Here is a 24,565-nt window from a genome sequence, read left to right as displayed (position 1 = left end):
AGGCTTTTTGCTTCCACTTCCAACTTCCAACTCACTTTCCCATCAGCCAGTCGTGGTAAGCCTGAACTCTTCTGTTCACCTCATAGGTTACGCCATGACGAGATACTTTTTCCTGAAGCCTGTCAACATTCACCCTCAATGGCATGGTAGCATGTAGAGCCAGTTCCTGGTCGAAGTACAGCACCAACACCTTTAGGGATGAATAGAAGACGTGCATTTGATTTTTCACAAACTGCTCCAGAACGTAATCGTAGTCCTCTGCACTGGTGATGCAATGATAGAGGTTTGTCTTCTCTTCAATTATGCCACTTGGAATTACTTCATAAACCCCACCCTTAGTGTAGACTCTTAGTGGAGCAGGAACGTCTAACTCATAAGCATCTTTATCCAGGTTAAAGATGATAGGATTTTGGTAGCCACTACTGTTCATCTTTCTCAGCTAATAGTTTGTTCAATGTTTTAAGCGAAATGGCTATAAGCTTTCCTTTGCTGAAGCGGGCGTTATACTTCCTCGATGCAATAATTTTAAGCAAATCAAGCTGATGATTTACATCTTCACTAATCTTAACGGTAACTGTCTTCATGGTCGTGTTCTTTTAATTATATATCTGAAAAAGGCACTTCTCTCCTTCTCTACCAAAGAAGACCATTCTGATATATACTTTAAAACAGAAACACAAAATGGAACACATATTAAACAACGAAGTGCTATACAAAAGCAACAGCTTAGAGATAAAGAAGACCTATAACCAGGAAATTGACCGATATGGTTTAAGTAGTTCTGGTGGTAAAAGGTTAGAAGCTAAATACCTCCACATCTTCCCCTATACACCAGATAATATGGCTCCTGCGATAAAAACTGATAATGAGTATGTCTGGATAAACTTTGATTTTCAAGAAAAGCCTATGTTGGATAAGGATTCTTGGATTTGGAAATGCTGTGTTCCTACCTGTTCTGCTTGTAATTGTTTAGATGATGGTAGTATCTTGGACTGCACGATTTGCGAAGCTGGCAGCATCTTTAATAACCTTAACTTCAGAACTACCAGCCAAACACTCGATATTACTACGTACGAGTATGATACCAGAGACAATACCTATAGAGTTACTCTGACTAAAATTGACTCTATAAGCGATTTAATTTTCGATTACAAATGGGAAGCAGCAGAGGTTGAGCAACAGCTTAGATGGACAATCGACTCATACGAGCAGTTGAAGGGCAATCATAAATACAATCTAAATGTATGTGTTTTTGAGTATTTAGAGGGTAATGTAGCCGTTCAGCTTACCCCTTTTAATATTTTGATTGAACTTACTGATACCTCTATACTAATGGATGTGACGAAGAATAAGATTGTGTTGGGCTTTGACGAGTTTCCTTATAAAAAGTAGTGGGAAGTAACGTTATTTACTTCTATTTGGTGAATCGCATTTTGAAATCTCACCCAACTATCACAATTGTAGTAGGGTGGCGTTTCATGTAGTGGCTAATGTGACTCAGCTTACTACACCGAAAAGGCTGTTTAAAGGCAGTAACAGAGGTTTATTGTTGGCTGGTAGTAAGTAGTAGGTGTAGTAGGTGAATTTTCATAAACCATACAATGTAAATCTATAATTTACCTTCTATTAGATATACTTTCCTATCTCTATAAATTTAACTACTACATTTACTACTTACTACAACATGCATTTATAGCTAATAGAGGCAGATATCATGTAGTAGGTTCATGAATTAGCACTTACTGCACCTACTACTTGTTATTAAATTTATACTCTCTCAACCAGATGAATAACCCATTACAGCAAGAATTAAATACATTCTTGGAGAACATATCTCTGACCAACTCCATGTTCTATCAGACGGCTACGCATCTGAAAAACCAGAAGAAGACTTTGTTAGTGCGTTTTGAAGGAAAAGACCCCGAAGAAGGTATAATGGGAACAGCTTTAGCTATTGGTGACCTGACTGGTCCTTCTGATAATGGATTTAAGATTTTCTATCATACGGGTAAGCGTGACGTGATAAAGGTTAAAGATATACCAGGTAGTGTAGAAGCGTTGATAAGCAGGGAAGGAATGAGAAGCGTGGCTACCTGCTATGAAGTTCTTGAGTCTTTTTTGTTTGATATCACCGCAGCTTACCTGTACAACAACCCTGATGAATATTGTAAAGCAGGCAAGATTGCAAATCAAAAATGCATTTCTCTGGATGACTATAAGGAGAAGGTCAGAAAATATCGTGGCAAAAACAACGCTGATATCGTTAAGCTTATTAAGCGACTATCTGAAAGGTTCAACGAGTCAGAACAGCCGAGAAGGTATAATATCTCCCAATGGTATCAGGTTATAAGCCATGTCAGGCATGCAGTAGTCCACTCCGCATTTAAGATAAATAAGAAAAGAGCAGACTTCACAGCATACCAAAAAGAGTTATTCGAACATCACTTTACCTTTGAAGAGGACTTCCAGCAATACTCGCTCAGGATGAGCATAGAGGATTCCAAGAAGCAGATTATACTTGTGGCTGAATACGGGTTCCACATTTTCAAGAGTCTCAGCATGGAAAAAGGGTATGACTGGCAGGTACTAAAGGGTATGAAAAAGGAAGTAACCAACTAAACCAATAGCCGAACTGGATATAACGTTACTCGTGCAGCTAAAGCCCGAAGCATAGCAAGGGTTAAAGCTGAACTTTGTTGGCTAAAGTTTTTTCTTGACTTTTCTTGAAGGCAGTTTAGATTCCAAAAGTATTACTCCATTTCTCGCTCTTGAGCCATAAAGTTGTACTGTGGCGTAGCTAACTTATAGGTTTGGTTGTAGGGTGTTGTTCTTCATTTTGTCTTGCCATAGCAACTTCATAGAAAGGAAGTAATCTGATTCAAAAGCAATGGCTCTGATTTCATCTATTTCATATTCATAATCATACTTTACTTCCACAGAACCATCTGCTTTAATCATGTCGATTTTTAAAAGACTATCAGTTACTTGTGATATTATTGCCAAGCATCTGTCAATTGGCTTATTGCAAAGAGGAAGAATATTATAGCTATTGCAAGAACTACAAAGGCTAAAATTGATAAGGCTTTGAAAAGCTGTTTCAATATTTCTTTCATACTTTCAATCCCATACAACGTTACTCGTGCAGCCGAAGCCCGTAGCGTAGCAAGGGTTAAGGCTGCACTTTGTTGCCAGAAGTTATTCTCTTTTTAGTTGATTTTCAAATAAGTTAACAATGGCAACGTAGTCTTTCAATTCTTGCACGTCATCGTAAAACTCTGAATAGGTTTTAGGATTATAGAAACTGTAAATTCTGAAGTTATCTCCAATCTTGAATTCTACAGTATAGCTTTCCCCATCTGATACTATTATCTTCTTCTCCGCTCTTCCCCTTATTGTATCTGTATACTTCTTCATCTTTGGCTCAAGCTCTTTTTGGTTGGGCAAATAAGCCAAGTTTTGATTCAGCAGCAATCTCATTAATGACCTTAACTGCCCCTGCTCAGATTTGAGCCTATACTTCTTTATTTTTATTGGATAATTCTGTTCGGCATACTCTACTGCTGTCCAAATAGAGTCTTTAACAGCAATTATTTTCAAATTCCTTGTCCCACTCAATTCATTCCGCTTATAAAAGCGAACTTCATTTGTGTTTGAAGTTTCGTTAATGGGTTTTAGTCCTACCTTTTTCTCGAAATCGCTGTTTGGAGACAAGTTGATGCTATCAGATTGGATGTTGTCTGCTTTTGTTCTTTGTATATCTGGAATTTGTCTTCGCTGTGCATATCCATTCAAGCAGTTGAGAAGAGCGAAGAGTATTATCAGTCTATACTTTTTCATTGATTACAATTACTGGCAACGGTGTAGTGCTATAATGTGGGCAAGGCGCAGCCGCAGCATATATTATGCACTTGGTTATGCTATTTGTTTTTTATTCTATCCTTACAGGCAAATAGAACAGTGATGGTTCAGTACACCCTTCTTGATTCTTGTGTAAACGACGGCGAGGCCGTCGGCCGTGGCTGGCGTTTACACGTGGTTAGCACATGTAATTTTTAGTCTATTATATGCTTTACTTCTTTTACTTTGTAGAATCCACTGTAATCATCCCAAAAAACCAATAGACCCCAATTTGAAAGAGCATCAATTAGATAGGCTTGTTTTGAGGGTTCAAGGTTTTTTTTCTGCATACCACTCTTAGTAAATAATGAATCAAGAGTAAATTCCTTCCCTCTCCGAGTAATGGAGTCTAAGCTTTCCCAAGGCTTTATAACAGAAGCGTTTTGTTTAGCTTCAGGGTTTAACCTTAACAACCTATCACCTTTAACTATGGAAGCTATCGTTATTGAATCCGTGGGTTGATTTGCAAGTACGCTTAGTTCAACTAATTCCTTTACAGTGTCCAAAAGTATCCGTACTGTATCTTCTCCATAAGCCGCACCTGCAGTAAAAAAGGCATATCCAACAGGTGGAGGTGGCAGTTGCTCTTTACTTATTTTCCCTTGGATTCTATAATGTGTCATTAAAGCCTCCACATAACCTGCACTTTTTCTACCTTGAATCTCTGGAAAATCTTTTGAAGTCTCAGTTTTGCTGTGACAACCAAAGACAATGATGAAAAGGATAAAGGGGAGAAATCTCAATATTTTTAATGGTTTATGATGTTCTTATTTGTGCTAACGGTCTCGTACAGGCAATGTGTGAGGCATCAGCCGAACGTGATGCCTGTGCTTTGTTGGCAGTAGTTATTCTTACTTTTTATCTGACTGTAGCAACACAGCAGTTTTATTTCAGTTTTGGAATAAACTTTCAGCTTTGAAAACTGCCAAAATCACTACCAATAAGAAAACTGTTCCTATGACTTTATTGCCAAAACCGTAGGCAACACTATCGGCAGTTATTCCCCTATATTTATTCTTTATTGTTTTGAAAGACTTAGGTTCTTTTCCCCTTACAGTATCTATAATACATAGAATTAACCACCTTACAAGCAATCCGATATGCTCAAGAAAAATACCACCAAAGATTGCTTGAATCATTTTCTATAATTTTTATTCCTGCCAACTATAGGATATACGTCACTATGACGGTTATCTGCACTATGTACGGAAGTGGTTCTGCTCTTTATTAATACTGAAACTTGCATTTTAGGGGCTGTTTCGAGGTCTTCCATCACAATATCACTACTGTACAATATAAGAAACAATCAGGTAAATCAGATTTCTCCCACCACTTTTTAGAGGCAAAACGCCCAATATAAGGTGATTCTATACAAAGAACTTTCTATCACTGAGCAAATAAGCAGTATTTATCCGCTCTTACATAGCGCACAGTGTTTCAAAACGTACTGTTCCTGGTAAAAGCTTTAGCGTTCTGGTGCAATTCAGCTATCCGATTGTATCCGTATTATCCGTTTATAAACGAATATACTCGTGTTAAAACTCGGCTACCACGTTAAAATGACACTTAGGCAGCATATAACGCCTGGTAGGATTTCCTTCTAATTCTAACTAATTAACATCCGTTTATTCTCATATTAATATACTCTTCTGCCTGCTCAATCAACTCCTTAACATCTGACATAGGATTGGCAATTTCTTCTTTAAACTGGTCATCCAGCAGCGCAAAATAAACCGCTCCAACTTCTCTCTCCTGATACTGTTTATTATCTGGTAGTGAGCGGAAAAAATCATCCAGGTATTTCTCCACTTGTGCTTCTGTGAATATTGGCATAATTCTATTTTCTATTTTTATATAGATTATATATAAAAACTGTGTATGCCTATGCTGAAGCACAGCCATCCTTTTAATGGATATATACTTCTAAAACAGCCGAACTATGAAAGAACAGCAAGAATTAGAAGATGATGTTTATAAGTATGTAACTGACACAGCTACCTACCATATCCGATTCAATAAAGAGCCTAAGATGATGCATAAATGCGGTATACTATGCGCTAAGGATAAACTTGTAGAGGAAGTTCTAAATGCATTAGACCAGGTTAAAGAACCTGAAACTTATGATATCTTAGACATGAAGGCTTGTGTATATGATATCGCTGATTTCGGTGGTACAATATATTTTCTAAGCAGCTACACAGTGGAAGTGGAACTGGTGTCCATGAATAGTGCCGAGCAGTAGAACTTTTAAAACGGAAGTGGAAGTATGGAAGTGAGAATGTTGCTTCCATACTTCCACTTCTCAATTTAGATTGTTTTTCTGTATACAGTTCATTCAAGATATTAGTCTTTGTTAAACAGTACCTATCAGTTTATAATTAATCACTATAATTTAAAATCTGTAATTAGACATATACTGTATTTGTAGGATGGTAATACTTTTGTATTTTACGAATGTATTTAAACCAGATAACATCTTGAATGCTCCCTCCTACATCTAAAACAAATGAGTAAACTGACAGACCATGCTGCACCAGGTCAGGCATTAGGCTATTACTTTCAATTAGAACGAGCCTTATCTTGGTTATCCAAAGCTGATGCAGGTGCAACAGTTGGTATTGAAACCGAGGATGACGTTGTTCTGACTCTTATCTCTGGTGAGAAGATATACGAGCAAGATAAAAGTTCTACATCTTCTTATCCATTCCACCCTTCTCGAAAAGATTTTTGGAAAACTTTAAACATTTGGTTAACAGCAATAAAAGAAGGTGCAATTGATATTTATCAATCATCCTTCTACATGGTTACAAACAAAGTAGACGATAAAGCCTTAGCCAAAGAAATAGGAGATGCGCAGCAGGAAAATGAGATTATTGAATGCATCAACAAAATTAGAGAAGCAGGAAAAAGCCCATCGGAAACTACGAAGACAATGGTCAACAGTGTCCTCTCCTTTACAGATAAAGAACTTGCAGCATTGATATCAAAGATTAATTATGCAGATGGTTCAAAAGTGTTTGGAACTACCTTACGTGAACAGCTTATTTCTGACCTACACCTGGATAATGATGAATTTGCTGAGGGTATCATAAATGAACTATATGGATGGGTGTACAGCCAAGTAGTCGATGCTTGGAGAGAAAGGAAACTTGGGCTTGTAGAAAGAGATGCCTTTATACGACAAAAGAACAATGCAATAAAAACCAGAACCGAACAGCTTTTCAATGATAGTGTGATAGATGTGTCGAAAGTTGGCATAGGCGATACTGAAGCGGAAAGAGGTTCTGGATATGTCAGGCAGCTACAAATTATTAATTGTACTGATGATGAAATTATTGATGCCATTCATGATTACATCAGGAGTTCGATTAGAAAAACCTATTTATCTCAAAAGGGCTATTGCACTCCGAATCAGCTAAAAGAAATGGAAAAGCAACTTGCTAAACGCTGGAAGCATATTTCTAAACGTTTGGTGATAGAGAACAAAAAGAATAATCATTGTCATGAAGATTTGGGGCAACTTATTCTTTTAGAGACTCTAAATGAAAATGTTAAGATAGGTTCTGTTCAGACAACTGATTATGTTTTGTCAAACGGTACTTATCATTACTTAGCAAATAGCTTAGTTGTAGGTTGGCATCCTGATTATACTAAATTGTTAAGTTGAAAGAATGAATGAGTTTCAAATTGTTCAGAATCATGGAATAGCAGCTATTTCCCTGTATCATTTTATCAAGGAGTACTATGCAGCTAAAGATAAGATTGAGGGTCCCTCCCTATCTTATTTGATGCCTGTATTACCCATCGTTTTTAATGAAGAATCTAACAAAAGATTAAGTCAGAATCAAAAGCGTACAAGTTCATTTTATAAGTCTTTGGCTGATGAACGGGCAATACCTGTTGGTCTTCAGAGCAGGATGGAGGACATGTATAAGGATACGCTTGAGGCTATTGACATATGCTTCTATAAGAACATTATTGAATACAGCAGTGAAAGCAGTCAGTTCTATCCAAAATCAAGGATAGAAGTGCCAGACCTTGTATACGATGATAACAAAACGATAATTGCTTCTTCAAAACTGTTGGGCTTTTGGTTTGCTAAATTATCAATAGAAGAAATCTGTATTTCCCTTAATATCAACTTCTGATGGACTTTAAAATAACGAAAATAATACTGTACCCAAAAAACACTTCATTAAGAAGAAGGGAGATTGTGTTTGATACCTCTAAAGTAAACGTTCTGGTTGGAGACAGCCAAACAGGTAAGTCTGCTGTTATACCTATCATAGACTATTGCTTAGGGAGCGGTAAATGTTTTATTCCAGTTGGTCCTATCCGTGATTATACAGAGTGGTTTGCAATACATGTTCAAAGCGGTAATACGCAATTGTTTTTAGCCAGGCGTGAGCCAAGAGACCAGGCACAAACTGGCGATATGTATTTTGATGAAGGTGCAGAAATTAGTATACCAGAAGTCATTTCTGCCAAAAATAGGAATACAACACAGGTTGTAAACCGACTAAATCAATTGGCAAAGTTACCTTCTTTAGATTTCTCAGATGATGATGCCGATAAAAAACCATATGAAGGGAGACCAAGCTTTAAGGATTTTTTAGCCTTCTGTTTTCAACCCCAACACATTGTCGCCAACCCTTATACTCTTTTTTATAAGGCGGATACTTTGGAACATAGGCTTAAATTACAAACAATTTTTCCTTTAGCATTAGGAGCGATAACTAATAGTTCATTGGAATTAAAGAAGCGTATCAAAGCCCTTGAAGATAACCTAAAGATAAAAAAAAGAGAATTAGAAGAACGCTTAAAAGTACTTAAGGCGTGGGAGGTTGAGATAAGAACAAACTACGTAGCAGCACTTGAATTCGGTTTATTAAATGATGCACCACTACCATCAGAGGACTGGAAACTACAAGATTATGTTAGATACCTTAAAAACATTCCAGAAAATCTAAGAAAAACAAGCTTTCATAAGGTAGATGTTGGAGCAACCAATCAAGTTCTAAACTATATCAGCAGGCTGCGTAAAAACGAGGATGAAATCATTTTGGACATTCAAAGTAGAAGAGAAAAATTAGAAGTGATGAAACACTTCAACTATACTTCATCCTCCTTCAAAAAAGCATTCCAGACTCAGCAAGTTAGGCTTGAGGTCGTGAATAGTGGCTGGCTTTCAAACAATTTACAACAAGAACATGACTGCCCTTTCTGTGGTGCAAATTCTGATTCGGCTAAATTAGAAATTTCAAAATTAGTTGAAGTAGCAAAAGTAATTGAAACAAAGACCGAGAAGCTGGATAAGTCTAAAAGTCTTTTAGATAAAGAAGTAACTGTATTAGAAAAGCAAGTAACTGAACTTGAAAATCAATTAAACAGAGTAAGAAAGGAATTATCACAGTTAAGTAAGGAATATAGCAAACTGGAAGACTATAATCAAAAGATTCAGAATGTATTTAGATATGTCGGCAGGATTGAACAAAACCTAATAAATCTTAAAGAAACTGAAGTAGATGGTAGTTTGAAAGAAGCCATTGGTAAAATAGAATTGGAATTGAGCATTCTGAGTAAGCGTTATAGTACTACTTCAGTAAATAATAAACTCCAAGTTGCTTTAAAGACTATATCTAATAATATTATAAACTATAAAAAGATACTAAAAGTAGAGAATTACAGCAATCCTACGGAATTACACCTTAATGAACTTACTCTAAAAATATCATCAAAAAGTGGCAGAGAAGATTATTTATGGGAAATAGGAAGTGGCTCGAACTGGATGGGATATCATTTATCTGCCTTATTAGCACTTCATGACTTCTTCTTGACATTAAATCAAGACAATTATGTACCATCTTTCATGGTATTTGACCAGCCAAGCCAAGCTTATTTTCCAGAGACGATAAAATCTAATAAAACCGATAAGAATGAGGATACTGAGCAACTCTTTAGGTCCTCAGATGATTATGAAAGGGTAAAATCAATTTTTAAAGCTTTCTCTAAATTCAATAAAGACAACTCCAATAAGGCGCAAATTATCGTGCTTGAGCATGCAGATAGAGAAATATGGGGTGATATAGAAAACATGCACTATGTTGGTAATGAAAGATGGACGAAAAATAATGCATTGATACCTCAGGAATGGATTGAGTAGAAAACTATGTAATGCAACTTGTATGCGTAGTTCTGTAAATACTTAATCCCTTTCAGTATCAAACAATGAGCAACTAAAAATATAAAAGCCACATACGAGAGTGGAAGTATGGAAGTGGAATACTGCTTCTATACTTCCATTTTTTATTTTACACTACACACTAAGGTGTAGTTACTACACCCCATGAAACCTACTACACAAAAACCTCTATCCTGGCTCGTTAAGCCACTTTGTAGTAAGTAGTAAGTGTAGTATTTTATTTTAATAGTATGGAAAATGTAAATAAAATGAAGAGGTAGGGATATACATTCTATAATGTTGAAAACATACCTGCTACGCTACTACACCTACTACATGTAGCGAAAATTCCTCTCTATTGCTTCTAAACGCATTTTATGGTGTAGTAGCCTTACATCTCAGCCTACTACAACTTACCTACTACACTACTACGATAAAATAAACAACACCTCATCTTTAAACTTTTTCCTTTTTCAGAATACAATACTTGTCAGGGGGGCAGATTCTCTCTGATATATAATAAAAATGAAAATTGAAAAGATGGAAAAAGTAAACAAGAGCATAAATCACTCAGACAACAAGTACTTCACCTTAAAGATGAACAGGTCGAGTTTTCACCAGTTTGAAAGGCTTCGCACAGAGTTAAGTGAGCAACAGAACAGAATCATAACAAAAGTTGACTTGCTGGACTACCTGCTGGAAGTAGCGAAAAACAAAGCCACAGACTCATGAGACTATTTGTAGATGGCAGCATAAGGGAAGCGTCTGACCAGGAAGTACAGCAAACGCTTAATTTGGATATTCTTCAGCAACACATCTCCGTGTGGAAGCCCAATCTGAAACGCGATGGTTTTAGATTCGTGAACAACATGAAGTTCGCTGAGATGCTAAAGCACATCGCTTATCCAGAACTTCTACATCCAGAAATAAGGAAAAAGGTCGACATGGTAGCTACTGGTGAGTTAGCTAAGACAGAACTGTTTGGTTACTGCGTAGCTACATTTAAACCAGAAGAAAACGGATGGGTAAGGCGTCTGAAGAACAACCACAGCACCTATACAAAGCTGGTGCAGTTAGACCTTGACCTGAAGCACGAGCCTGGCTGTGATGCCGAATACGTGGAGTATGTGTTACAGAGCATCTATGAAGATACAGACCTTGGCAAGCATATCCTCCTATGCGGAAAGTCCATCAGCAGGAAAGGTCTTTACCTGTATCTGCAAACAGATACGGACGACACAGACGTGTTGGAAGTAGTCATAAATAAGGTATATGAGGGGTTAAACATTGGGTTCAAGTTTCAGAACCCTAAAAAGACGCTGGACACATCTGTAACGGACATTATAAGTCGTCTCAGGTATTACGCTCCTGACCAGGATGTGGTCGTGAATCCTGATGTACAGCCAATTGACACCTCACCTATCACGGTTAAAAAGAAGGTGTATAGCAGCACCTATGTATCGCAAGCTGGAAACACATTTAGGGAGTATGAAATCATTAGACAGAAGGAAAACAGGTTCCTGAAAGGCTACAACAAGATTACCTATATCTCAGGGTTCCACAATGATTTCCTGCGTTTCGCAAACTCATGCATTAGCATGGGTGTCAGCAGAGCTACCTTGGAGAAGTACACGCAGCAGCAGTATAGCCAGCTATACAATCAGGAAAAGAGGAAAAATTATTTGCCTGATTTAATGCGAGTTATAGATTGCGCTGAAAAATTTATACTTCGAACTTAAAACAAATTCAAAATCTAATCTACAATAATCGAAAGGTAACTTTCCCTTTCTGTGAAATAATAAAATAAAAAATAATGTAATAACAATGAGTACCAATAGTAAACAAATCAATGAATTAAGAAGCAACTTTAAACACTTTAGCCAGCCAGGAGCAGGTCAAAAGAAATCGCACCAAGAAGAGGAAAAGACTGAGCCAAAATTCAGCATTGCCAAGGCATTTCAATTAAACGAACAGGAGGAAGAGCATGCTTCCACTTCCTCTCAGCCTCGTTCCGAAATAGAAGCGGTTAAAGCATACATCCGCAGCAGCTACGACAGTATTCGTACCAATAGCCTGACGAAGAAGATGGAACTTACCTTAAATGGTAAGACCAAAGAACTGATTGAAAGAGACGTGAACGGATGGTTAGACCACCTATGGAGTTATGTAGCTTTCAAACACGTCGATGGCAGGAATGGCAAGGAAACTGTGAAAAATGTTAACATGACTAAGGACAAACTGTACACAATCATAGACAATGATAGCTTCTCACCTGAATATGACCCTATTCGAGAGTATTTTGAAAAGTTTGCACATCTGGCTGAGAACACGACCAGCACACCAGAAATTGACAAACTATTAAAATGCTTTACGTGCAACAATGACTTTGCAACTGTGGAGCAGTACTTCAAGTCCTGGTTTGCAGGTGTGTTCATCAACTACTTCTCTGAAAGTGATAAGTACGACAGCATTCTTATCATGCAGTCAGACCAAGGCGTGGGAAAAACAACAGCTATCGAACATCACCTTCTCAAGCCATTCAGGGACTATGTGGTGAAGAACTTCTCATGGAACATCAACAACAAAGACGAGATTTTGAAGTTAGCTACATCGCTCTTCATATTTGACGATGAATTATCGGCTACAAAGAAATCTGAGATTGCGGAGTTGAAGAAGATTACATCGCTTACCACCATAAACAATGTGAGACCTGTATACGCCAGAACAACCATGAATTACAAGCGCAGGGCATCATTTATAGGAGCAACAAACAGCATGAACATCATATCAGATGAAACGGGAGACCGCAGGTTTCTAATATTAGAGGTGCTGTCAATAGATTGGACAGCCATAGCCAGCATCAACTACGACTTGTTGTGGAGCGAAGCGTACAATTACTTCCATGTGCAGGGTAATAAGGTAAAGATTGATTCCAGTATGGTGAAAGCTAATAACCAGAAATTCAGGTTTATGTCAGCAGAAGAACAATATTTGGAGAGACATTTCAACTTTGATGAACCAGAAAACGAGTGGATGACGACAACCGAAATCATGGATTATCTGAAAGAGAAAGAACCGAACTTGAATACTACTGCCTATAATTTAGGTAAGGTATTAACAAGTAAAGGTCTTAAAAGTATAAGTAAAAGGATAAACGGCAAAGCAGCTTATCGTTATCCTATGCACAAAATCAATTGGGGAAATATGCAGCTTTCCGTTACAAAAGCCAAGGGCGATGATAATGCAACCACTCAGATGGATTTCGAAGAATTATTTTTTAGTGGAAATTCCGCTTCCGCATAAAACTTATTCTGTTTTTAATATATAATAAATATCATTGTTACTATGTTATTTATTATGCTGAAAAGACCTGTCTGATAATCAGACAGGTCTTTTTTTTTGCTTCCATACTTCCACTTCCAATTAAAGATTTAGAATTAAATTATTAATGTTTGTGCAGGGGATGATATTTTCTCTCGTACCTTTCTCAATAAGTCCTCTGTGGAGTTTTTAACGTATTTTCTAAGTATTTCAGAAGTAGTACTGCCAAGCATCAGAAGTATGTCTCTCTCAGTATATCCAGCTTGCCATAGGCGAGTACAAAAGCCTCGTCTGCCTGAGTGACTTGTTATCAGTTCCCATTTATGATAGTATTCTACAAACTCTTCTGCCAGCTTTTCCTTACGAATCGCAATTTTTAGCTGATTGATTTTGTGTTTTTCGAACAGGTCTTTCAGTATCAGTTTGATGTACTTATTAAATTTTACTTCAGACACCAGGTTGAGTTTATATTTATAAAATTTAAGTATTGTCTCAATTCGTTTATCTAACAGGAGCGGTATATTGTAATTTCCTTTCGTCTTTTTTGTAATGCCTTGTAGAATCCCGTTCTCAACTTTCCATAGACTGCGCTTAACATCAGAATACCTTAATCCTGTAAGATTCTGAAAAACACATATATCAATGTATTTCACAAATTCTGGTTTAACACTTGTTCTGTATTCCCATAGCAGATTAAGTTCTTCGCTTGATAGGTACACTATCTCTTTCTCTTCTTTTAAAACTTTAAACTTTTTATAACCTGGATTAACAGATATATTCTGCTCATTCTCACACCACCGAAGAAAACCTTTCAATTTCTTGACATGATTGCCAAAATTATTGTTGTAGTAATTATGTTTAGGCGAATAGAGTAAGTATTTAGCATAAGCGTTATAAAAGTTATAGTCAAAGACATCAAATCTCAATGGAGTATTAGTTTCAATTCCAAATTCCATTAGTGTCTTTGCCCACGTTTTTAGTTGTTTAATTGTGTTCTTGTTTGGTGTTATGAACTTCTTAGGATACTCTTGTAATAGTCGTTTGAACTCCATTTCATAATAGGATTCAGCCTTTACTCCATCAGCATTATACCCTCGCTGTTTGGCTGCTAAATCATTTAATATTTTAGTATGTTTAGCTATCAACTCCTGAGTTTGTTGAGCAGATAAATAATCATAATTTTCAGCAATAGATAACCTCTCGTTGTTCGTAGGGGCTGTAGTATTTAGTTTTTCTATCCTGTTAAAATACTTTTGTTTAACAACTTGAAACTCTGGAACAGCTAATGAAGCTGCTATTTCTTCTATCATAGACTGAGCGGTTCTGATAGCATTGTTAATCGAGTTGGAATTTTGAAAGTTTGGTTTTGCTATCCCTTTCTTACTATCAAATAGTTCAGGGTGTATTATTAATCCTGTTCTTATTCCATTGGCTTTTCTTTTAAAGGTATAGCGGATGTAGATTGGGGCTAAACCATCTTTATTGAGCTGGTTTGATTGTAAGTAAGCTTTGGTGGTAAACATATAGATATCAAAATAGTGTTAATTCTGCTATCAGATTAGAATCTAAATTTTGACAAAAACACTATACAACATACTATACAACATTTATAAATAGACTGCATGCCGAACATCTCATTTTTATACTCTTACCCCTCAAAAAATAGGAGTGAATGTTTCGTTTTGTGCGCATACTTCCTATTTTTGCACTCGCGCTGCACCCGTAGTTCAATTGGATAGAATATCGGATTTCGGCTCCGAGGGTTAGGGGTTCGAATCCTCTCGGGTGCACCTTACTGGACAAGAGCTTTTTTGGGCTCTTTGTCCAGTTTTTTTTTACACCTAATGTGCTGTTTATCTGATAGATAAGGTGGGCAACCTCGTTCACCCGAGCGGTTCGAACTCTTCCGTCGTCAAATACCAGATTATCCGGAAATATCGAACCGATCAGCAGGCGCTTCTCCCGATTGCTGCTGTTTTCGTACAGGTAGTCCAGGCGCAGCAATTGCTCTAAACCCTTCTTTAAAAGCCCCTTCAAGTCCGTTTCCCGCGCTAAAGCGCTTAGTTTTGCCTCCAGTTTCTCAATGGTGGCCGTGCACGCGGTTTTGATTTCACGAAAGTCGACCGGTTCGATTTGTGCGCTTGCCACCAGGTCCCGGGCATGTGCAATGCGCTGCTCCAGTTCTTTGACTCGTACCAGCAGTTGCTGCCGCTCGCTGCCCTGTGCTTTAGTCTGCGCTTGGAACGCCTCCAGGATCAGGGCATGGTAGAGGCCCTGAAACTCTTTTCGTGGCACGTACCGTTGCAACTCTTGGCTAAAGGCCTCATGCACCGCCTCCGCTTTTGAGCGGAACGGGCAGCCCTTGATGCAGTGGTAGTAGGCGTAGTAGGCATGCCTTCCCTTGGACTTGCTCGCTGTGAGCTTCCGCTCGCACATCGGGCAGAGCAGGTAACCACGGAGCGGAAACTCCTCCCGTGTCTCTACTTTTGGCCGGTAAGTCTGCCCACGCCCATCCAGCACCTCTTGCACCTGATAGAACAGGTCCTCTGAAATCAGCGGTTCGTGCAGGCCTGGTACAAAGCAACTTTCCTCATCCTTATACCTAGGGATGAAAATCTTGCCGCAGTACACTGGATTGCGAAGAAAGCGCCAGAAGTTGCTTTTCTGGCACTTAAGCCCTTTTGCTTTGGCCTCTTTCCAGACCTGCTCGGTATTGTAGCGGCCTGTGGCCAGCTCCTCAAACACCCACTTTATGATGGAAGCGGCGGGCTCTACGGGGGCAATGTACTTATTCCCGCCCTCGCTTACTCTGTTCTTGTAGCCAATGGGGGCAGTTGCCATCCAGCGCCCTTCCTTTTTGGCTTTGCGCATACCCCGTATCACGTTGAGGGCTCTGCGGTCGTTTTCCACCTCCGGCGCAGCCAGGTAGAAGGCAAGCATCATCTTATTTTCCGGTACCGAAAGGTCCAGCGGCTGCTCAATAGCCTGCGGCTCTACGCCCAGCCGCCTGAGAGTGCTAATCATCTGGTAGGCGTCGCCCGCATTGCGGCTGAAGCGGTCCCACTTAGTAAAGAGTACCAGACTCGTTTTCCTCTTCTGCTTCCTGAGGTCCTGGAGCAGGCGCTGCCAGGTAGGGCGGAGGAAGGTCTTGGCGGAATGGTCCTCGTAGAGGACCTGGCGTACGGTGATGCCCTGAAATTCACAGTATTTGCGCAGGCGCTCCTCCTGATCCCGCTGCGAATACCCCTTATCGGCCTGTTCGTCCGTGCTTACCCGGATGTATAAGTCAGCTGTTTCCATTTCTTATCGTGTTGATATATAGGTATATTAATAAAAAATGCCCTTATTTCCAAACAGGTGTAGGCCTGACGGAGGAAGGTGCCCGTAGTTCGGCTTTGGGTAAGAGAAAGTGTTTTGCTAGTACCTGAACGATTCAGATTTGAGTTGATGATATCCAAAGTCAAAAAGTGGAAGTGCTCCATTATACAACGCTGCCTGAGACTAATCAATCAACATTAGTTCAGAAAACAGGACTTGCATAAAGAATACCCATGCAGAAGGAAGGCGTGCTGGTAGGGAGAGTTGGCTCTAGGCCGCGGTGGCTTTGTTCAAGCATTAAAAGCTAGTGTGCGGGCGCGCTTAAATCAATTTCCAAACCAGCGAAGCAAAAGGCGTGGTAGGAGCCGGCCGGCTCTTGTAGCAAGCTGAGGCCGGGAATCGCTTCAACGCAGCCCCTTGGGCAACTAAGTAGATTACCCTATTAAGCCCTACCAATGAAGGGAGATGAAGGCTTACCTGGTGTCCCAGTGGTCAACTTTCCTTCCAACGACACGCCCGTGCTGTTCCGGCTGAGATCTGGTTGGCTAATTCTAACGGTTGTGCTATCTATTTTTGCAACTAATATGCCCGCTTCTGACATGGTACCTTTCTTGACGTCACCATGTCAGAAGCGGGCATATTTCTATTGTTTCCCTGCCCTCGACTTATGTCCTGTGCCTGAACTGGGCAAGGTGTGTTACTTGCGGATAACCAGGTGGCGGAGGGACGGGTCCTGCAGCAGCCGCTCCATTTCTGAGGAAACCAGTTCCTCCATATCCTGCTTGATCTGCCGATAGTTTTTCTGTACAACCGCCTGGTCCAGTTGCCGCACCTGGGGAAGAGGAAGGTAGCTTTCCTGCTCTCGCTGGAGTGCGGCGTGGTCGTTAAGGATTTCGCTGTGAAAGGCTTTACGCTCAATGCGACAGTCTGGGTCATCGGCCACCAGCCCCACGAACTCACCGGAGGAGAGACCTGCAATGCGGGAAGGGGGCAGGGCGGCCTCGAGCTGTGTGGAGCGACTTACAGAAGTATCGCTGCTATTAATTGACACGCTGGCCCTGTCTTGGAGGATACGGCCGATCCGCTCGGAGAGCTGCTTGGCCGTGTCGCCCGTGACCTGTCCGCTGACGACATTGCCCACAATGCCCGCTATCACCTCTGCCTGTTCCCGCCCGTAATCCTTGCGGAGTTGGCTCAGGTCCTGCAAGCCCAAGCAGGTGGCTACCCGGTTGCTGCGTGCCGTGGCAATTAGACTATCCATGCTGGAGAGGTACAGGGTGGGAAACTCGTCGAATATCAAGCTGCTGGGGCGCTTGTCCTTCTGGTTGACTTGCTTCACCAGGCGTGTGACATAGAGCGAGAGCACGGCTCCGTAGACCTGGATTTTCTGTGGATTATTGCCCATGCAGACGATCTTGGGAGCATCGGGGTTGTTGATGTCGAGGGTAAAGTCATTGCCTGAGAGCACGTAATAAAGCTGCGGGGAGGAAAGACGGGCCATAGCGACTTTGGCAGCGGCGATCTGCCCTTCGAGCTGCTCCATCACGTCGTGCAGGTAAGCGTTGACGAAGGGGTTGATGAGCACTTCGATCTCCTTTTCGGTGCGCAGGCAGGTAAACAGGCTGTCATAGTCGAGTTGCATGAGCTCAATTACGTGGGGAAGGGTACAGAACTCCCCGTCCCGATAGCAGCGCAGGTACCAGATCACGGCTGTGAGGAAATTGATAGGCGATTCTACAAAGAAATCTCCCTGCCGTCGAATCCACTCGCGGTTAAGCCCAAGCAGGATGGTGCGAGCGGCTTCAGCAGCATCGGTAATGTCACGCATGGTAGCCGGCTCCAAGGGGTTGCAGCGGTGGCTGCGGGACAGGTCATCGAAATTGATCGTGTAGAAGGCCGGCGGCACAGGGTCGTGTGGTCGCTGCCGCAGCCAGGTATTGTAGGCGATGCGCGAGAGGTCATCGAACTTAAAGTCATAGACAAACATGGTGAAGCCCTTTCGAATGTGCTGGGTGATGACGTGTCGAATGACGAAGTAGCTTTTTCCGGCCCCGGGCGTACCGAGCACGAGCAGCCCGCGGAAAGGATTAATGATGTTGATCCAGCTGCGGCGCAGTTTACCCCTGAGGGTATAACGGGCGGGTAGGTTGACCGAGTAGGCGTTTTCCAGCAGGCGCTCTTCCTGGGGAAAGGCCTCGTTGGCCCGGTTAAAGATATCCGGGCGCTGGAGGCGCAGGCGCACCACGCGGGCGAGCAAGGTGCCACCGGAGAGCATGAGCAGGTAACCGGTGGTGAGCAAGGCCAGGTACCCCAAAGCGGCCTTCGTGACTGGCCACGGGAGGTATAGGAAGAGGGAGCTGGCAGTGTAGAGCAGCAGCCCTGCGGCCAGGCAGGCCCAACCTGTTCGGGGGCGCAGTGCTTCGCTGGGGCGGCCCCGGGTGCCCAGGAGGGAAATAGCCAGAAAGCCCAAGGCCAGGAACTTGGAACGGTGAAAGCCGTCCAACAGGCCGCTGGCCAGCACCCTGTCCAGCAGGCGGTCGAGCAGGGGCCAGGTCAGCTGCCAAGCGGCAAAGGCACGGTAGAGGTGCACGTAAGCGTGCAGGATGAGCAGCGTGAGGCTAATCAGGCGGGTCATGTCGATGATCTTGCGCAGGGCCTGGGCGTTTTCTCCGGTTTGCATCAGTAGAAGTGTTAGGTGTTAGACTGTCCGCGTTTTTTGCGCTTGCGTCGCTGCGTGAGTTGCCGCGGCACATAGTCAAAGGCTTCAGTGGGCTGCAGAACCTCTCCCAGCGCACGGCCGGTTCCCGGCCAAAAGCCATGGAGTGTATCGGGCAGGGTTGGGCCCGGCGCCACACGCTGGGTCAGGCGGGCCGCCAACAAATCGCTGCCCGGCTGGGTGGTACAGCGCTCCAACACGGCTTTGGCACTGTAGCCTTTACCTAGCGTACTGCCGTTGAACACGCAGCGGGTGTGGTGGTCTACATAAGTTAGACCGTAGACCAGTCCTGCGGCGTTTTGCCGGAGCACCAGCTGAATTCCTTCTTGTTCCAGCACCCGCTTCAGGGCGGCAAGGGAGCCTGGGGGGCGGAGCAGGGCCAAGTCCAGCCGCTGGCGCAGCCGCAGCCGGTGGGGTTCCCGCAGGGCCTGGTTGAGGGCAAAGCGCTGCTCCAGGTAAGAAAGGGTATAGTTTCCCCGGAAGGCACTGGCTTTTAGGGGAACCCCAACACCACGACCCTGCTCGTCTACGATACGGTAAAGCAGGCCCCGGTGCCGATAAACACGGGAATTGGCGCTGCCCCGTTCGGCGGCCAGGCGGTAATCCCCCAGCACGGCGTTAAGCTCGGGCAGGGAAGTGTAGCGGTAGTGAGGCAGCACCGCATCCAGCACGGCCTGCATGGCCTGTTTGGTTTCGGTGCGGCCGTAGTGCACGATCCGGGCGGGCACCGCCTGAGAGGGCAGGTCCAGTGCGTGCCTGCGCTCCTGAGCACGGCGCAGGCCATAAGTCTGCTCCAGAGCCTGGCGGGCCTTTTCAGAGGCTTGGCGGCCAATGTTATGCATGTCGATGCGGCTGCCGTCGGCGCGGACCTTGGTCGAGACCAGGTGCAGGTGCGGGTGACCAGCGTCGCGGTGACGGTAGACCAGATAGGGTTGCTCACCAAAGCCGATGCGTTGCATGTAGTCTTGGGCCAGAGCGCACAGCACGTCCGGGGAAAGCTCTTCGCCTGGGGCGAAGTTAAGGGAAATGTGTACACTGGGGCGGGTAACGCGCTCGTTCAGGGCAGTCTGCCGCTGCAGCAGGCGGAGCTTCTGCGCCAGGCTCAGCTCCGCTGCCGCTTTGGGGTAGTTGGCCGCCAGAAGGCACTCGGCCACCCCCGCTGTTACCTTCTGCTCGTTGTAGTACACAACGCGGCGTAGGGAGGTCCCGGTTTTAATCACTGCAACCATCGGTCTGCGAATTGGTTGATGCGGTCCTGGATTTCCCCGGTTTTTGCCAGCAGGGCTTCGCGCCCGGCGTCCCACACCAGTAGCCAGCCCTGGAACTCGGAAAGCTGCCGCAGCGTGTGCAGCTTTTTCACGGCCTGGTTGAAGTTGGAGCCCAGGCTGCTCAACTCCCGGCGCAGGCGCACCAGTTCGGCCATAAACTCATCCAGCGACTGGTTGCGCTGGAGCACTGTCACCGGCCGTCCCAGCAGCTTGCGCCGTGCCAGCTCACTCATCTTGCGGCAGGTGGACTGCTGCAGCTGCGCCTGCAGCTGGCGGTACTCCTGCTCGCTCAGGCGAAGGGTGAGCCAGCGGGTTCTTTTTATAGGTTGTTCACTCATGGGCTTACTATATACAGGTTCTTTTTCGCTTACCGGTAAACCACCGCCCCCGACTCTGGAGAGAAGGGCGGCAAAACGCGGGTGTGTCACAACCGGACATCTTGCCGATTGCGGCAAAGCAGGCAATCCCCTCTGGCTTTGGATAGGCTTTAACTCCTAAATGTATCTCCCAGGAGCACCCGGTCAGTGCTTATTTAGGCACGGGGGCGCAGTTCGGTTCCCCGGTGCACGAGCCAATCGTTGAGGTCCTTTTCCCCGTCATAGCGCGGACGCTCGTCGCTGACATGCGCTCCCAGAGAGAGGGCCTGACGCGTGCAGCGCTCCCCGGCGGCGTCATTGTCCAGGTAGAGGTATACTTGCCTGTAAGAGGTCAGCAGCGGGCGTGCCCGGGCAAAGAAGGCGACCGAATTGAGCACCATGGCGTCACAAGGATCAGCCTGTGGGCACAAGTGCTGCCAGGAGAGAAAATCCAGAAAGCCCTCGAAAACCACCACCTGGTGGGAGCCCCGGCAAAAGGTGGTGATGCTTTTAGGGGAGCTGCTGAGTTTGATATGGGGGCTGCGCAGCTCATAGCCCCCGGCATCGTTGCCAAAGCCGATGGCCCGGTGGCGCTTGCCATACAGCTGGTAAGTCACCTCTATGCAGAAACGCCGGGCCACCTCTAGGGGAATATTCCGTTGCTGCAGGTAACGGCAAAGGGCAGGGCAGGAGAGCGAGTGCCGGGCCACGACCCGCAGGCTAGGGGCTGGTATTGCCGGTGCCGCAGCGACCGGCCGGGGCAGGACGGGCGAGAGATGGCAGTGGGCCAGTTCCTGCAGGCAGTGGCGCAAGGGGCCGCCGTGGTAGCGGAGGGCGAAGTCCACCAAATTGCCGCCTTCCCCCATGCCGTGGTCATACCAGCGGTTCAGGTGGCGGTTGACCTTGAAGGAAGGCACCCGTTCCTCTCGTAAGGGGGAGCAGTACCAGTAGTCCTGGCGCCGGATGCGGGCAGGTGTGTGGCCAAGCCAGGCCAGGTAGGCGACCATGTCCAAATCCCGGGCCTGGCGGCAGGAAAGCACTTGCGTGGGTTTGTCTGTCATATCTTAGCAGTCGGTAAAGGTGTCCTGAAGATAAGCAGGGGACTGCGGCATTCCCATCCTCCACAGTTTTGAAGGAGGATGGAAGTGTCCGGGCCACTCACCGCTGCAGCCAGCGCCGGAAGAGAGGAGTTTTAAGCTGGCTGACGATAACCGGGAAGGGAGGTGGGGCGTGCAGGGTAAGCTCGAGTTTGCCATAGGCGGCGGGTTTGTAGCGCTGGCAGGCTTTGTAGTGGACTACCAGCCGCCGGTTCACCCGAAAGAAGCAGATTGGGTCGAGGACTTGCTCCACCTCATGCAGCGACTGGGACAAGAGGTAATCCTTCCGGTCATAGGTACGCAGGAAGGTATGGCGCCCGTCACGGAAAAAATAGCAGATCTCCTCCACGGGCACAGGCACGCGGTGGATGGCCGTTTGCACGAGGAACACGGTCTGAAAAGGGCCGGGTGCTGGCGGGGAAGGGATAGGTGGCTGTGCCGGGGAGAAGGGGTGCCCTGGCCGGTGTGGGACTGTCAGGCGATAAGCCTGATACGCCAGGGGCAGTGTCAGGGCCAGTCCTCCTGTGCGCACCAGCAGTCGCAAGGTCGGGGTGTCGGGTAGCAAGGTACCCACTGCGGTGAGCAAGGGCAACAGCAGGCTGAGCAGTCCAAACGCATGGCGGAAGGAGACCGGGAAAAAGGGCGGGGTTTGTTTGGAGAAGTGTTTCATAGCGCGAGTGGGTATGGTGTAGAGGTTGATTCGGCGGCAAATAGCAGCCAGCTGCTGACCTTACCAGACCGGATGCGCTGAGGCGTTGGACCGCAAAGTAGCTTGCTTGATGCTATATTGAGATATACTAATTTAAGTATGGTTTGTTAGAAGGAGAGCCGGGGGCTTTTCCCGCCACGTCCGTGAAATTCCCCGTTCCCGCTGAAGGCGCCTTTCACAGAGCGGCCTGCCCACCCCGCCGCTCCGGAGAAACAGAGGCCTGGCCCGGGCCACCTGCCGCAGCCGGAAGGCCCTGCGAACGGTTCTAGCAGGGAGGCGGCGCACGCTTAGAAAGCCCGGCCCTGGAGGGAAGCCAACACAGTGCGCAGGGGCATAACCGCCGCGCAACAGGGGGAGAAGCCCCTGGCGCGCCAGGCGGGAAGGAGTGAACTTTACTCTGGCGGCGGGGGAGGTTTCTGGTGAAAAGGTCGGGCAGCAGGGGGCCGGTGTAGGCGTTCCCTGCGAAGGGCCGCTGTGAGAAAAAAGACAGAAGATGGAGACAGCGCACGTGTTGGAAGCCTTGCAGCAGGCATATGGCCCCTTGCCAGGGGCCTTGCAGGAGTACCTAGGGCAGGTGCTGATCCCCAGGCGATACCCGAAAGGGCAGGTGTTGCTCCGGCCGGGGCAAACACCCCCTTATGCCTGGTTCCTCGGAAAGGGGGCCGCCAGGGCCTACCTGCTGGAGGAGGGCAAAGGGGAAGAGGTGACCCTCTGGTTTTGGCTTCAGGGGGAAACCATGGTGGCCTTGGACAGCTTCTGCCGGCAGGTGCCCGCCACCTTCTACTTGGAGCTGTTGGAGGAAAGTATCCTTTACAGGCTTTCATTTCAGGAGATAGAAGGCATGGCCGCGCGTTTTCCGGCCTTCCGACGGCTAGAGCGTGCCCTAGTGGAAAAGGCCTTGTTTCGGATCACCCGCCACCTGCTGGACCGCAGCCGCTTACCGGCTAGGGCGCGCTACGAGAAACTCATGCAGCAGGCTCCCCAGCTCTTTCACCGGGCCCCGGTCAAGCACATTGCCTCCTACCTAGGGATGTTCCCGGACACCCTCAGCCGCCTGCGCTCGGCAAAGGAATGACCGCGGCCTACGCCTGTCTGTTCGGAATTGTTGCTGAAAAGAAGCCTGTCTTCCTGTTACCTAACAGAAAGAGGCCCGGCAGGCTGCCCTACCTTTACCCCAAGCAACAGAAAGGAGGTGAGCCGGTCAGAAGCATCGCATTTAACTTGTTTGGCAGCGCCCGGGAGGGCGCCGGGGCCAGACCGGGGAATGCCGCTCCCTGTCACGAGAGCAGGCAACACAGTAATTGTTTAACAAAAGTTTTTCGTTTGCTTTTTGATCTAACAAAGCATTCCCAAAGATGAAAAAGTACCTCTTAAGTTTAAGCATCGTGGGCATGGCCGCTGCCGCCATGGCCTTTACCGGGGAGAAAGCCTCGGAAAAACCAGTGCTGATGCAGTACCAGTTCAACGGCGAGAGCCTGGACGAGGTGTATGACCTGAACCAGTGGTCGCAGGTGAGTGGCGGCGGACCTTCCTGTGGAGGTTCTGCCATCCCTTGTGTGGTGACGGTGCAGAACCAGGAATCCCTGGAGGACTGGCTGAATGCGCGCACGCCGCAACAGATCCGAAACGAGGCCTCCTCGCGGAAAGACTAAGCGGCTGCCTTTAACTTGAAAAGGCTGGCGGTACTTGAAACCAGGTGCCG

At 45.2% G+C, this 24,565-nt stretch carries 24 protein-coding genes, 1 tRNA gene and 1 pseudogene; 12 read left to right on the top strand and 14 right to left on the bottom strand.

Features of this window, described 5'->3' with window-relative positions; all coding sequences use genetic code 11:
- Positions 1-31: 31 nt before the first annotated feature.
- A complete protein-coding gene (locus CA264_RS10470; RefSeq protein WP_025606950.1) occupies positions 32-430 on the bottom strand; it encodes a hypothetical protein in 399 nt (132 codons plus the stop codon).
- Positions 420-584: a hypothetical protein gene (locus CA264_RS21865; RefSeq protein ID WP_157593690.1), complete on the bottom strand. Its 165-nt coding sequence runs from the start codon at positions 582-584 to the stop codon at positions 420-422. Before CA264_RS21865 ends, CA264_RS10470 begins: the two co-directional genes overlap by 11 nt.
- A 97-nt stretch (positions 585-681) precedes the next feature.
- Here CA264_RS21865 and CA264_RS10465 point away from each other — a divergent pair, with 97 nt between their 5' ends.
- Both CA264_RS10465 and CA264_RS10460 read left to right on the top strand, forming a co-directional pair.
- Positions 682-1,392 (top strand): hypothetical protein, encoded by a 711-nt coding sequence (locus CA264_RS10465; protein ID WP_025606948.1) that lies wholly within the window; start codon positions 682-684, stop codon positions 1,390-1,392.
- Positions 1,393-1,785: 393 nt separating this feature from the next.
- Positions 1,786-2,619, top strand: coding sequence for a hypothetical protein (locus CA264_RS10460; protein ID WP_025606946.1), 834 nt, complete (start codon positions 1,786-1,788; stop codon positions 2,617-2,619).
- A 183-nt stretch (positions 2,620-2,802) separates the two neighbouring features.
- Here the strand turns inward: CA264_RS10460 and CA264_RS21860 are convergent, their stop codons facing one another.
- The 5 genes from CA264_RS21860 to CA264_RS10440 all read right to left on the bottom strand — a co-directional run bounded on the left by CA264_RS21860 (position 2,803) and on the right by CA264_RS10440 (position 5,730).
- Complete coding sequence (locus CA264_RS21860; protein WP_157593689.1) at positions 2,803-2,958, bottom strand: hypothetical protein; 156 nt, start codon at positions 2,956-2,958, stop codon at positions 2,803-2,805.
- Between the two features lie 237 nt (positions 2,959-3,195).
- Entirely contained in the window at positions 3,196-3,837 is a 642-nt protein-coding gene (locus CA264_RS10455) for a hypothetical protein (protein ID WP_025606945.1), read from the bottom strand.
- Between the two features lie 215 nt (positions 3,838-4,052).
- Positions 4,053-4,640 carry a hypothetical protein gene (locus CA264_RS10450; protein ID WP_025606943.1) on the bottom strand — a complete coding sequence of 196 codons (588 nt, stop codon included), beginning with the start codon at positions 4,638-4,640 and terminating at the stop codon, positions 4,053-4,055.
- A 147-nt stretch (positions 4,641-4,787) separates the two neighbouring features.
- Positions 4,788-5,036 (bottom strand): hypothetical protein, encoded by a 249-nt coding sequence (locus CA264_RS10445; RefSeq protein WP_025606942.1) that lies wholly within the window; start codon positions 5,034-5,036, stop codon positions 4,788-4,790.
- Between the two features lie 475 nt (positions 5,037-5,511).
- The gene (locus tag CA264_RS10440; RefSeq protein WP_157593688.1) at positions 5,512-5,730 is read right to left on the bottom strand and encodes a hypothetical protein; all 219 of its coding nucleotides are present in this window, start codon (positions 5,728-5,730) and stop codon (positions 5,512-5,514) included.
- A 106-nt stretch (positions 5,731-5,836) separates the two neighbouring features.
- Between CA264_RS10440 and CA264_RS10435 the strand changes: the two genes are divergently transcribed.
- The 7 genes from CA264_RS10435 (at position 5,837) to CA264_RS10405 (ending at position 13,381) form a co-directional block, all read left to right on the top strand.
- A complete protein-coding gene (locus CA264_RS10435) occupies positions 5,837-6,139 on the top strand; it encodes an iron-sulfur cluster assembly protein (RefSeq protein WP_025606938.1) in 303 nt (100 codons plus the stop codon).
- Positions 6,140-6,403: 264 nt separating this feature from the next.
- Entirely contained in the window at positions 6,404-7,564 is a 1,161-nt protein-coding gene (locus tag CA264_RS10430; RefSeq protein WP_025606936.1) for an ABC-three component system protein, read from the top strand.
- A gap of 4 nt (positions 7,565-7,568) precedes the next feature.
- Entirely contained in the window at positions 7,569-8,045 is a 477-nt protein-coding gene (locus CA264_RS10425) for a three component ABC system middle component (RefSeq protein ID WP_025606934.1), read from the top strand.
- Entirely contained in the window at positions 8,045-10,060 is a 2,016-nt protein-coding gene (locus CA264_RS10420; protein ID WP_119570440.1) for a DUF3732 domain-containing protein, read from the top strand. Before CA264_RS10425 ends, CA264_RS10420 begins: the two co-directional genes overlap by 1 nt.
- Before the next feature lie 543 nt (positions 10,061-10,603).
- Positions 10,604-10,810, top strand: coding sequence for a hypothetical protein (locus CA264_RS10415; RefSeq protein ID WP_025606930.1), 207 nt, complete (start codon positions 10,604-10,606; stop codon positions 10,808-10,810).
- Positions 10,807-11,817, top strand: coding sequence for a hypothetical protein (locus tag CA264_RS10410; protein ID WP_025606928.1), 1,011 nt, complete (start codon positions 10,807-10,809; stop codon positions 11,815-11,817). Before CA264_RS10415 ends, CA264_RS10410 begins: the two co-directional genes overlap by 4 nt.
- An 85-nt stretch (positions 11,818-11,902) precedes the next feature.
- Positions 11,903-13,381 carry a VapE domain-containing protein gene (locus CA264_RS10405; protein WP_025606926.1) on the top strand — a complete coding sequence of 493 codons (1,479 nt, stop codon included), beginning with the start codon at positions 11,903-11,905 and terminating at the stop codon, positions 13,379-13,381.
- A 134-nt stretch (positions 13,382-13,515) separates the two neighbouring features.
- Here the strand turns inward: CA264_RS10405 and CA264_RS10400 are convergent, their stop codons facing one another.
- Positions 13,516-14,922, bottom strand: a complete 1,407-nt coding sequence (locus tag CA264_RS10400; protein WP_025606924.1) for a hypothetical protein — start codon at positions 14,920-14,922, stop codon at positions 13,516-13,518.
- A gap of 193 nt (positions 14,923-15,115) precedes the next feature.
- Between CA264_RS10400 and CA264_RS10395 the strand changes: the two genes are divergently transcribed.
- Positions 15,116-15,189, top strand: a tRNA-Arg gene (locus CA264_RS10395).
- A gap of 775 nt (positions 15,190-15,964) precedes the next feature.
- Here CA264_RS10395 and CA264_RS22225 read toward each other — a convergent pair.
- The 6 genes and pseudogenes from CA264_RS22225 to CA264_RS10365 form a co-directional block, all read right to left on the bottom strand.
- Positions 15,965-16,699, bottom strand: a pseudogene (locus tag CA264_RS22225) (recombinase family protein); the annotation flags it as partial.
- 715 nt (positions 16,700-17,414) lie between these two features.
- Entirely contained in the window at positions 17,415-19,397 is a 1,983-nt protein-coding gene (gene mobC, locus CA264_RS10385; protein ID WP_025606919.1) for a conjugal transfer protein MobC, read from the bottom strand.
- Between the two features lie 11 nt (positions 19,398-19,408).
- Positions 19,409-20,662, bottom strand: a complete 1,254-nt coding sequence (locus CA264_RS10380) for a relaxase/mobilization nuclease domain-containing protein (protein WP_025606917.1) — start codon at positions 20,660-20,662, stop codon at positions 19,409-19,411.
- Positions 20,650-21,039, bottom strand: coding sequence for a plasmid mobilization protein (locus CA264_RS10375; protein WP_025606915.1), 390 nt, complete (start codon positions 21,037-21,039; stop codon positions 20,650-20,652). Before CA264_RS10375 ends, CA264_RS10380 begins: the two co-directional genes overlap by 13 nt.
- Before the next feature lie 194 nt (positions 21,040-21,233).
- Entirely contained in the window at positions 21,234-22,118 is an 885-nt protein-coding gene (locus CA264_RS10370; RefSeq protein WP_025606913.1) for a toprim domain-containing protein, read from the bottom strand.
- A 97-nt stretch (positions 22,119-22,215) separates the two neighbouring features.
- Positions 22,216-22,824, bottom strand: a complete 609-nt coding sequence (locus CA264_RS10365; protein ID WP_025606912.1) for a LytR/AlgR family response regulator transcription factor — start codon at positions 22,822-22,824, stop codon at positions 22,216-22,218.
- A gap of 532 nt (positions 22,825-23,356) precedes the next feature.
- Between CA264_RS10365 and CA264_RS10360 the strand changes: the two genes are divergently transcribed.
- Both CA264_RS10360 and CA264_RS10355 read left to right on the top strand, forming a co-directional pair.
- Positions 23,357-23,938, top strand: a complete 582-nt coding sequence (locus tag CA264_RS10360) for a Crp/Fnr family transcriptional regulator (RefSeq protein WP_025606911.1) — start codon at positions 23,357-23,359, stop codon at positions 23,936-23,938.
- Positions 23,939-24,218: 280 nt separating this feature from the next.
- Entirely contained in the window at positions 24,219-24,515 is a 297-nt protein-coding gene (locus CA264_RS10355) for a hypothetical protein (RefSeq protein WP_025606909.1), read from the top strand.
- The last annotated feature ends 50 nt before the right edge of the window (positions 24,516-24,565 follow it).

Source organism: Pontibacter actiniarum (assembly GCF_003585765.1).
Classification (GTDB): Bacteria; Bacteroidota; Bacteroidia; order Cytophagales; family Hymenobacteraceae; genus Pontibacter; species Pontibacter actiniarum.
Note: the sequence above shows the minus strand (reverse complement) of the source record. Positions and strands in the feature narration are given on the sequence as shown.

Bases quoted from the DNA above. Each gene is read 5' to 3' on its own strand.
- CA264_RS10470 (WP_025606950.1), bottom strand. From the start codon at position 430: ATGAACAGTAGTGGCTACCAAAATCCTATCATCTTTAACCTGGATAAA.
- CA264_RS21865 (WP_157593690.1), bottom strand. From the start codon at position 584: ATGAAGACAGTTACCGTTAAGATTAGTGAAGATGTAAATCATCAGCTT.
- CA264_RS10465 (WP_025606948.1), top strand. From the start codon at position 682: ATGGAACACATATTAAACAACGAAGTGCTATACAAAAGCAACAGCTTA.
- CA264_RS10460 (WP_025606946.1), top strand. From the start codon at position 1,786: ATGAATAACCCATTACAGCAAGAATTAAATACATTCTTGGAGAACATA.
- CA264_RS21860 (WP_157593689.1), bottom strand. From the start codon at position 2,958: ATGATTAAAGCAGATGGTTCTGTGGAAGTAAAGTATGATTATGAATAT.
- CA264_RS10455 (WP_025606945.1), bottom strand. From the start codon at position 3,837: ATGAAAAAGTATAGACTGATAATACTCTTCGCTCTTCTCAACTGCTTG.
- CA264_RS10445 (WP_025606942.1), bottom strand. From the start codon at position 5,036: ATGATTCAAGCAATCTTTGGTGGTATTTTTCTTGAGCATATCGGATTG.
- CA264_RS10440 (WP_157593688.1), bottom strand. From the start codon at position 5,730: ATGCCAATATTCACAGAAGCACAAGTGGAGAAATACCTGGATGATTTT.
- CA264_RS10435 (WP_025606938.1), top strand. From the start codon at position 5,837: ATGAAAGAACAGCAAGAATTAGAAGATGATGTTTATAAGTATGTAACT.
- CA264_RS10430 (WP_025606936.1), top strand. From the start codon at position 6,404: ATGAGTAAACTGACAGACCATGCTGCACCAGGTCAGGCATTAGGCTAT.
- CA264_RS10425 (WP_025606934.1), top strand. From the start codon at position 7,569: ATGAATGAGTTTCAAATTGTTCAGAATCATGGAATAGCAGCTATTTCC.
- CA264_RS10420 (WP_119570440.1), top strand. From the start codon at position 8,045: ATGGACTTTAAAATAACGAAAATAATACTGTACCCAAAAAACACTTCA.
- CA264_RS10415 (WP_025606930.1), top strand. From the start codon at position 10,604: ATGAAAATTGAAAAGATGGAAAAAGTAAACAAGAGCATAAATCACTCA.
- CA264_RS10410 (WP_025606928.1), top strand. From the start codon at position 10,807: ATGAGACTATTTGTAGATGGCAGCATAAGGGAAGCGTCTGACCAGGAA.
- CA264_RS10405 (WP_025606926.1), top strand. From the start codon at position 11,903: ATGAGTACCAATAGTAAACAAATCAATGAATTAAGAAGCAACTTTAAA.
- CA264_RS10400 (WP_025606924.1), bottom strand. From the start codon at position 14,922: ATGTTTACCACCAAAGCTTACTTACAATCAAACCAGCTCAATAAAGAT.
- mobC (WP_025606919.1), bottom strand. From the start codon at position 19,397: ATGCAAACCGGAGAAAACGCCCAGGCCCTGCGCAAGATCATCGACATG.
- CA264_RS10380 (WP_025606917.1), bottom strand. From the start codon at position 20,662: ATGGTTGCAGTGATTAAAACCGGGACCTCCCTACGCCGCGTTGTGTAC.
- CA264_RS10375 (WP_025606915.1), bottom strand. From the start codon at position 21,039: ATGAGTGAACAACCTATAAAAAGAACCCGCTGGCTCACCCTTCGCCTG.
- CA264_RS10370 (WP_025606913.1), bottom strand. From the start codon at position 22,118: ATGACAGACAAACCCACGCAAGTGCTTTCCTGCCGCCAGGCCCGGGAT.
- CA264_RS10365 (WP_025606912.1), bottom strand. From the start codon at position 22,824: ATGAAACACTTCTCCAAACAAACCCCGCCCTTTTTCCCGGTCTCCTTC.
- CA264_RS10360 (WP_025606911.1), top strand. From the start codon at position 23,357: ATGGAGACAGCGCACGTGTTGGAAGCCTTGCAGCAGGCATATGGCCCC.
- CA264_RS10355 (WP_025606909.1), top strand. From the start codon at position 24,219: ATGAAAAAGTACCTCTTAAGTTTAAGCATCGTGGGCATGGCCGCTGCC.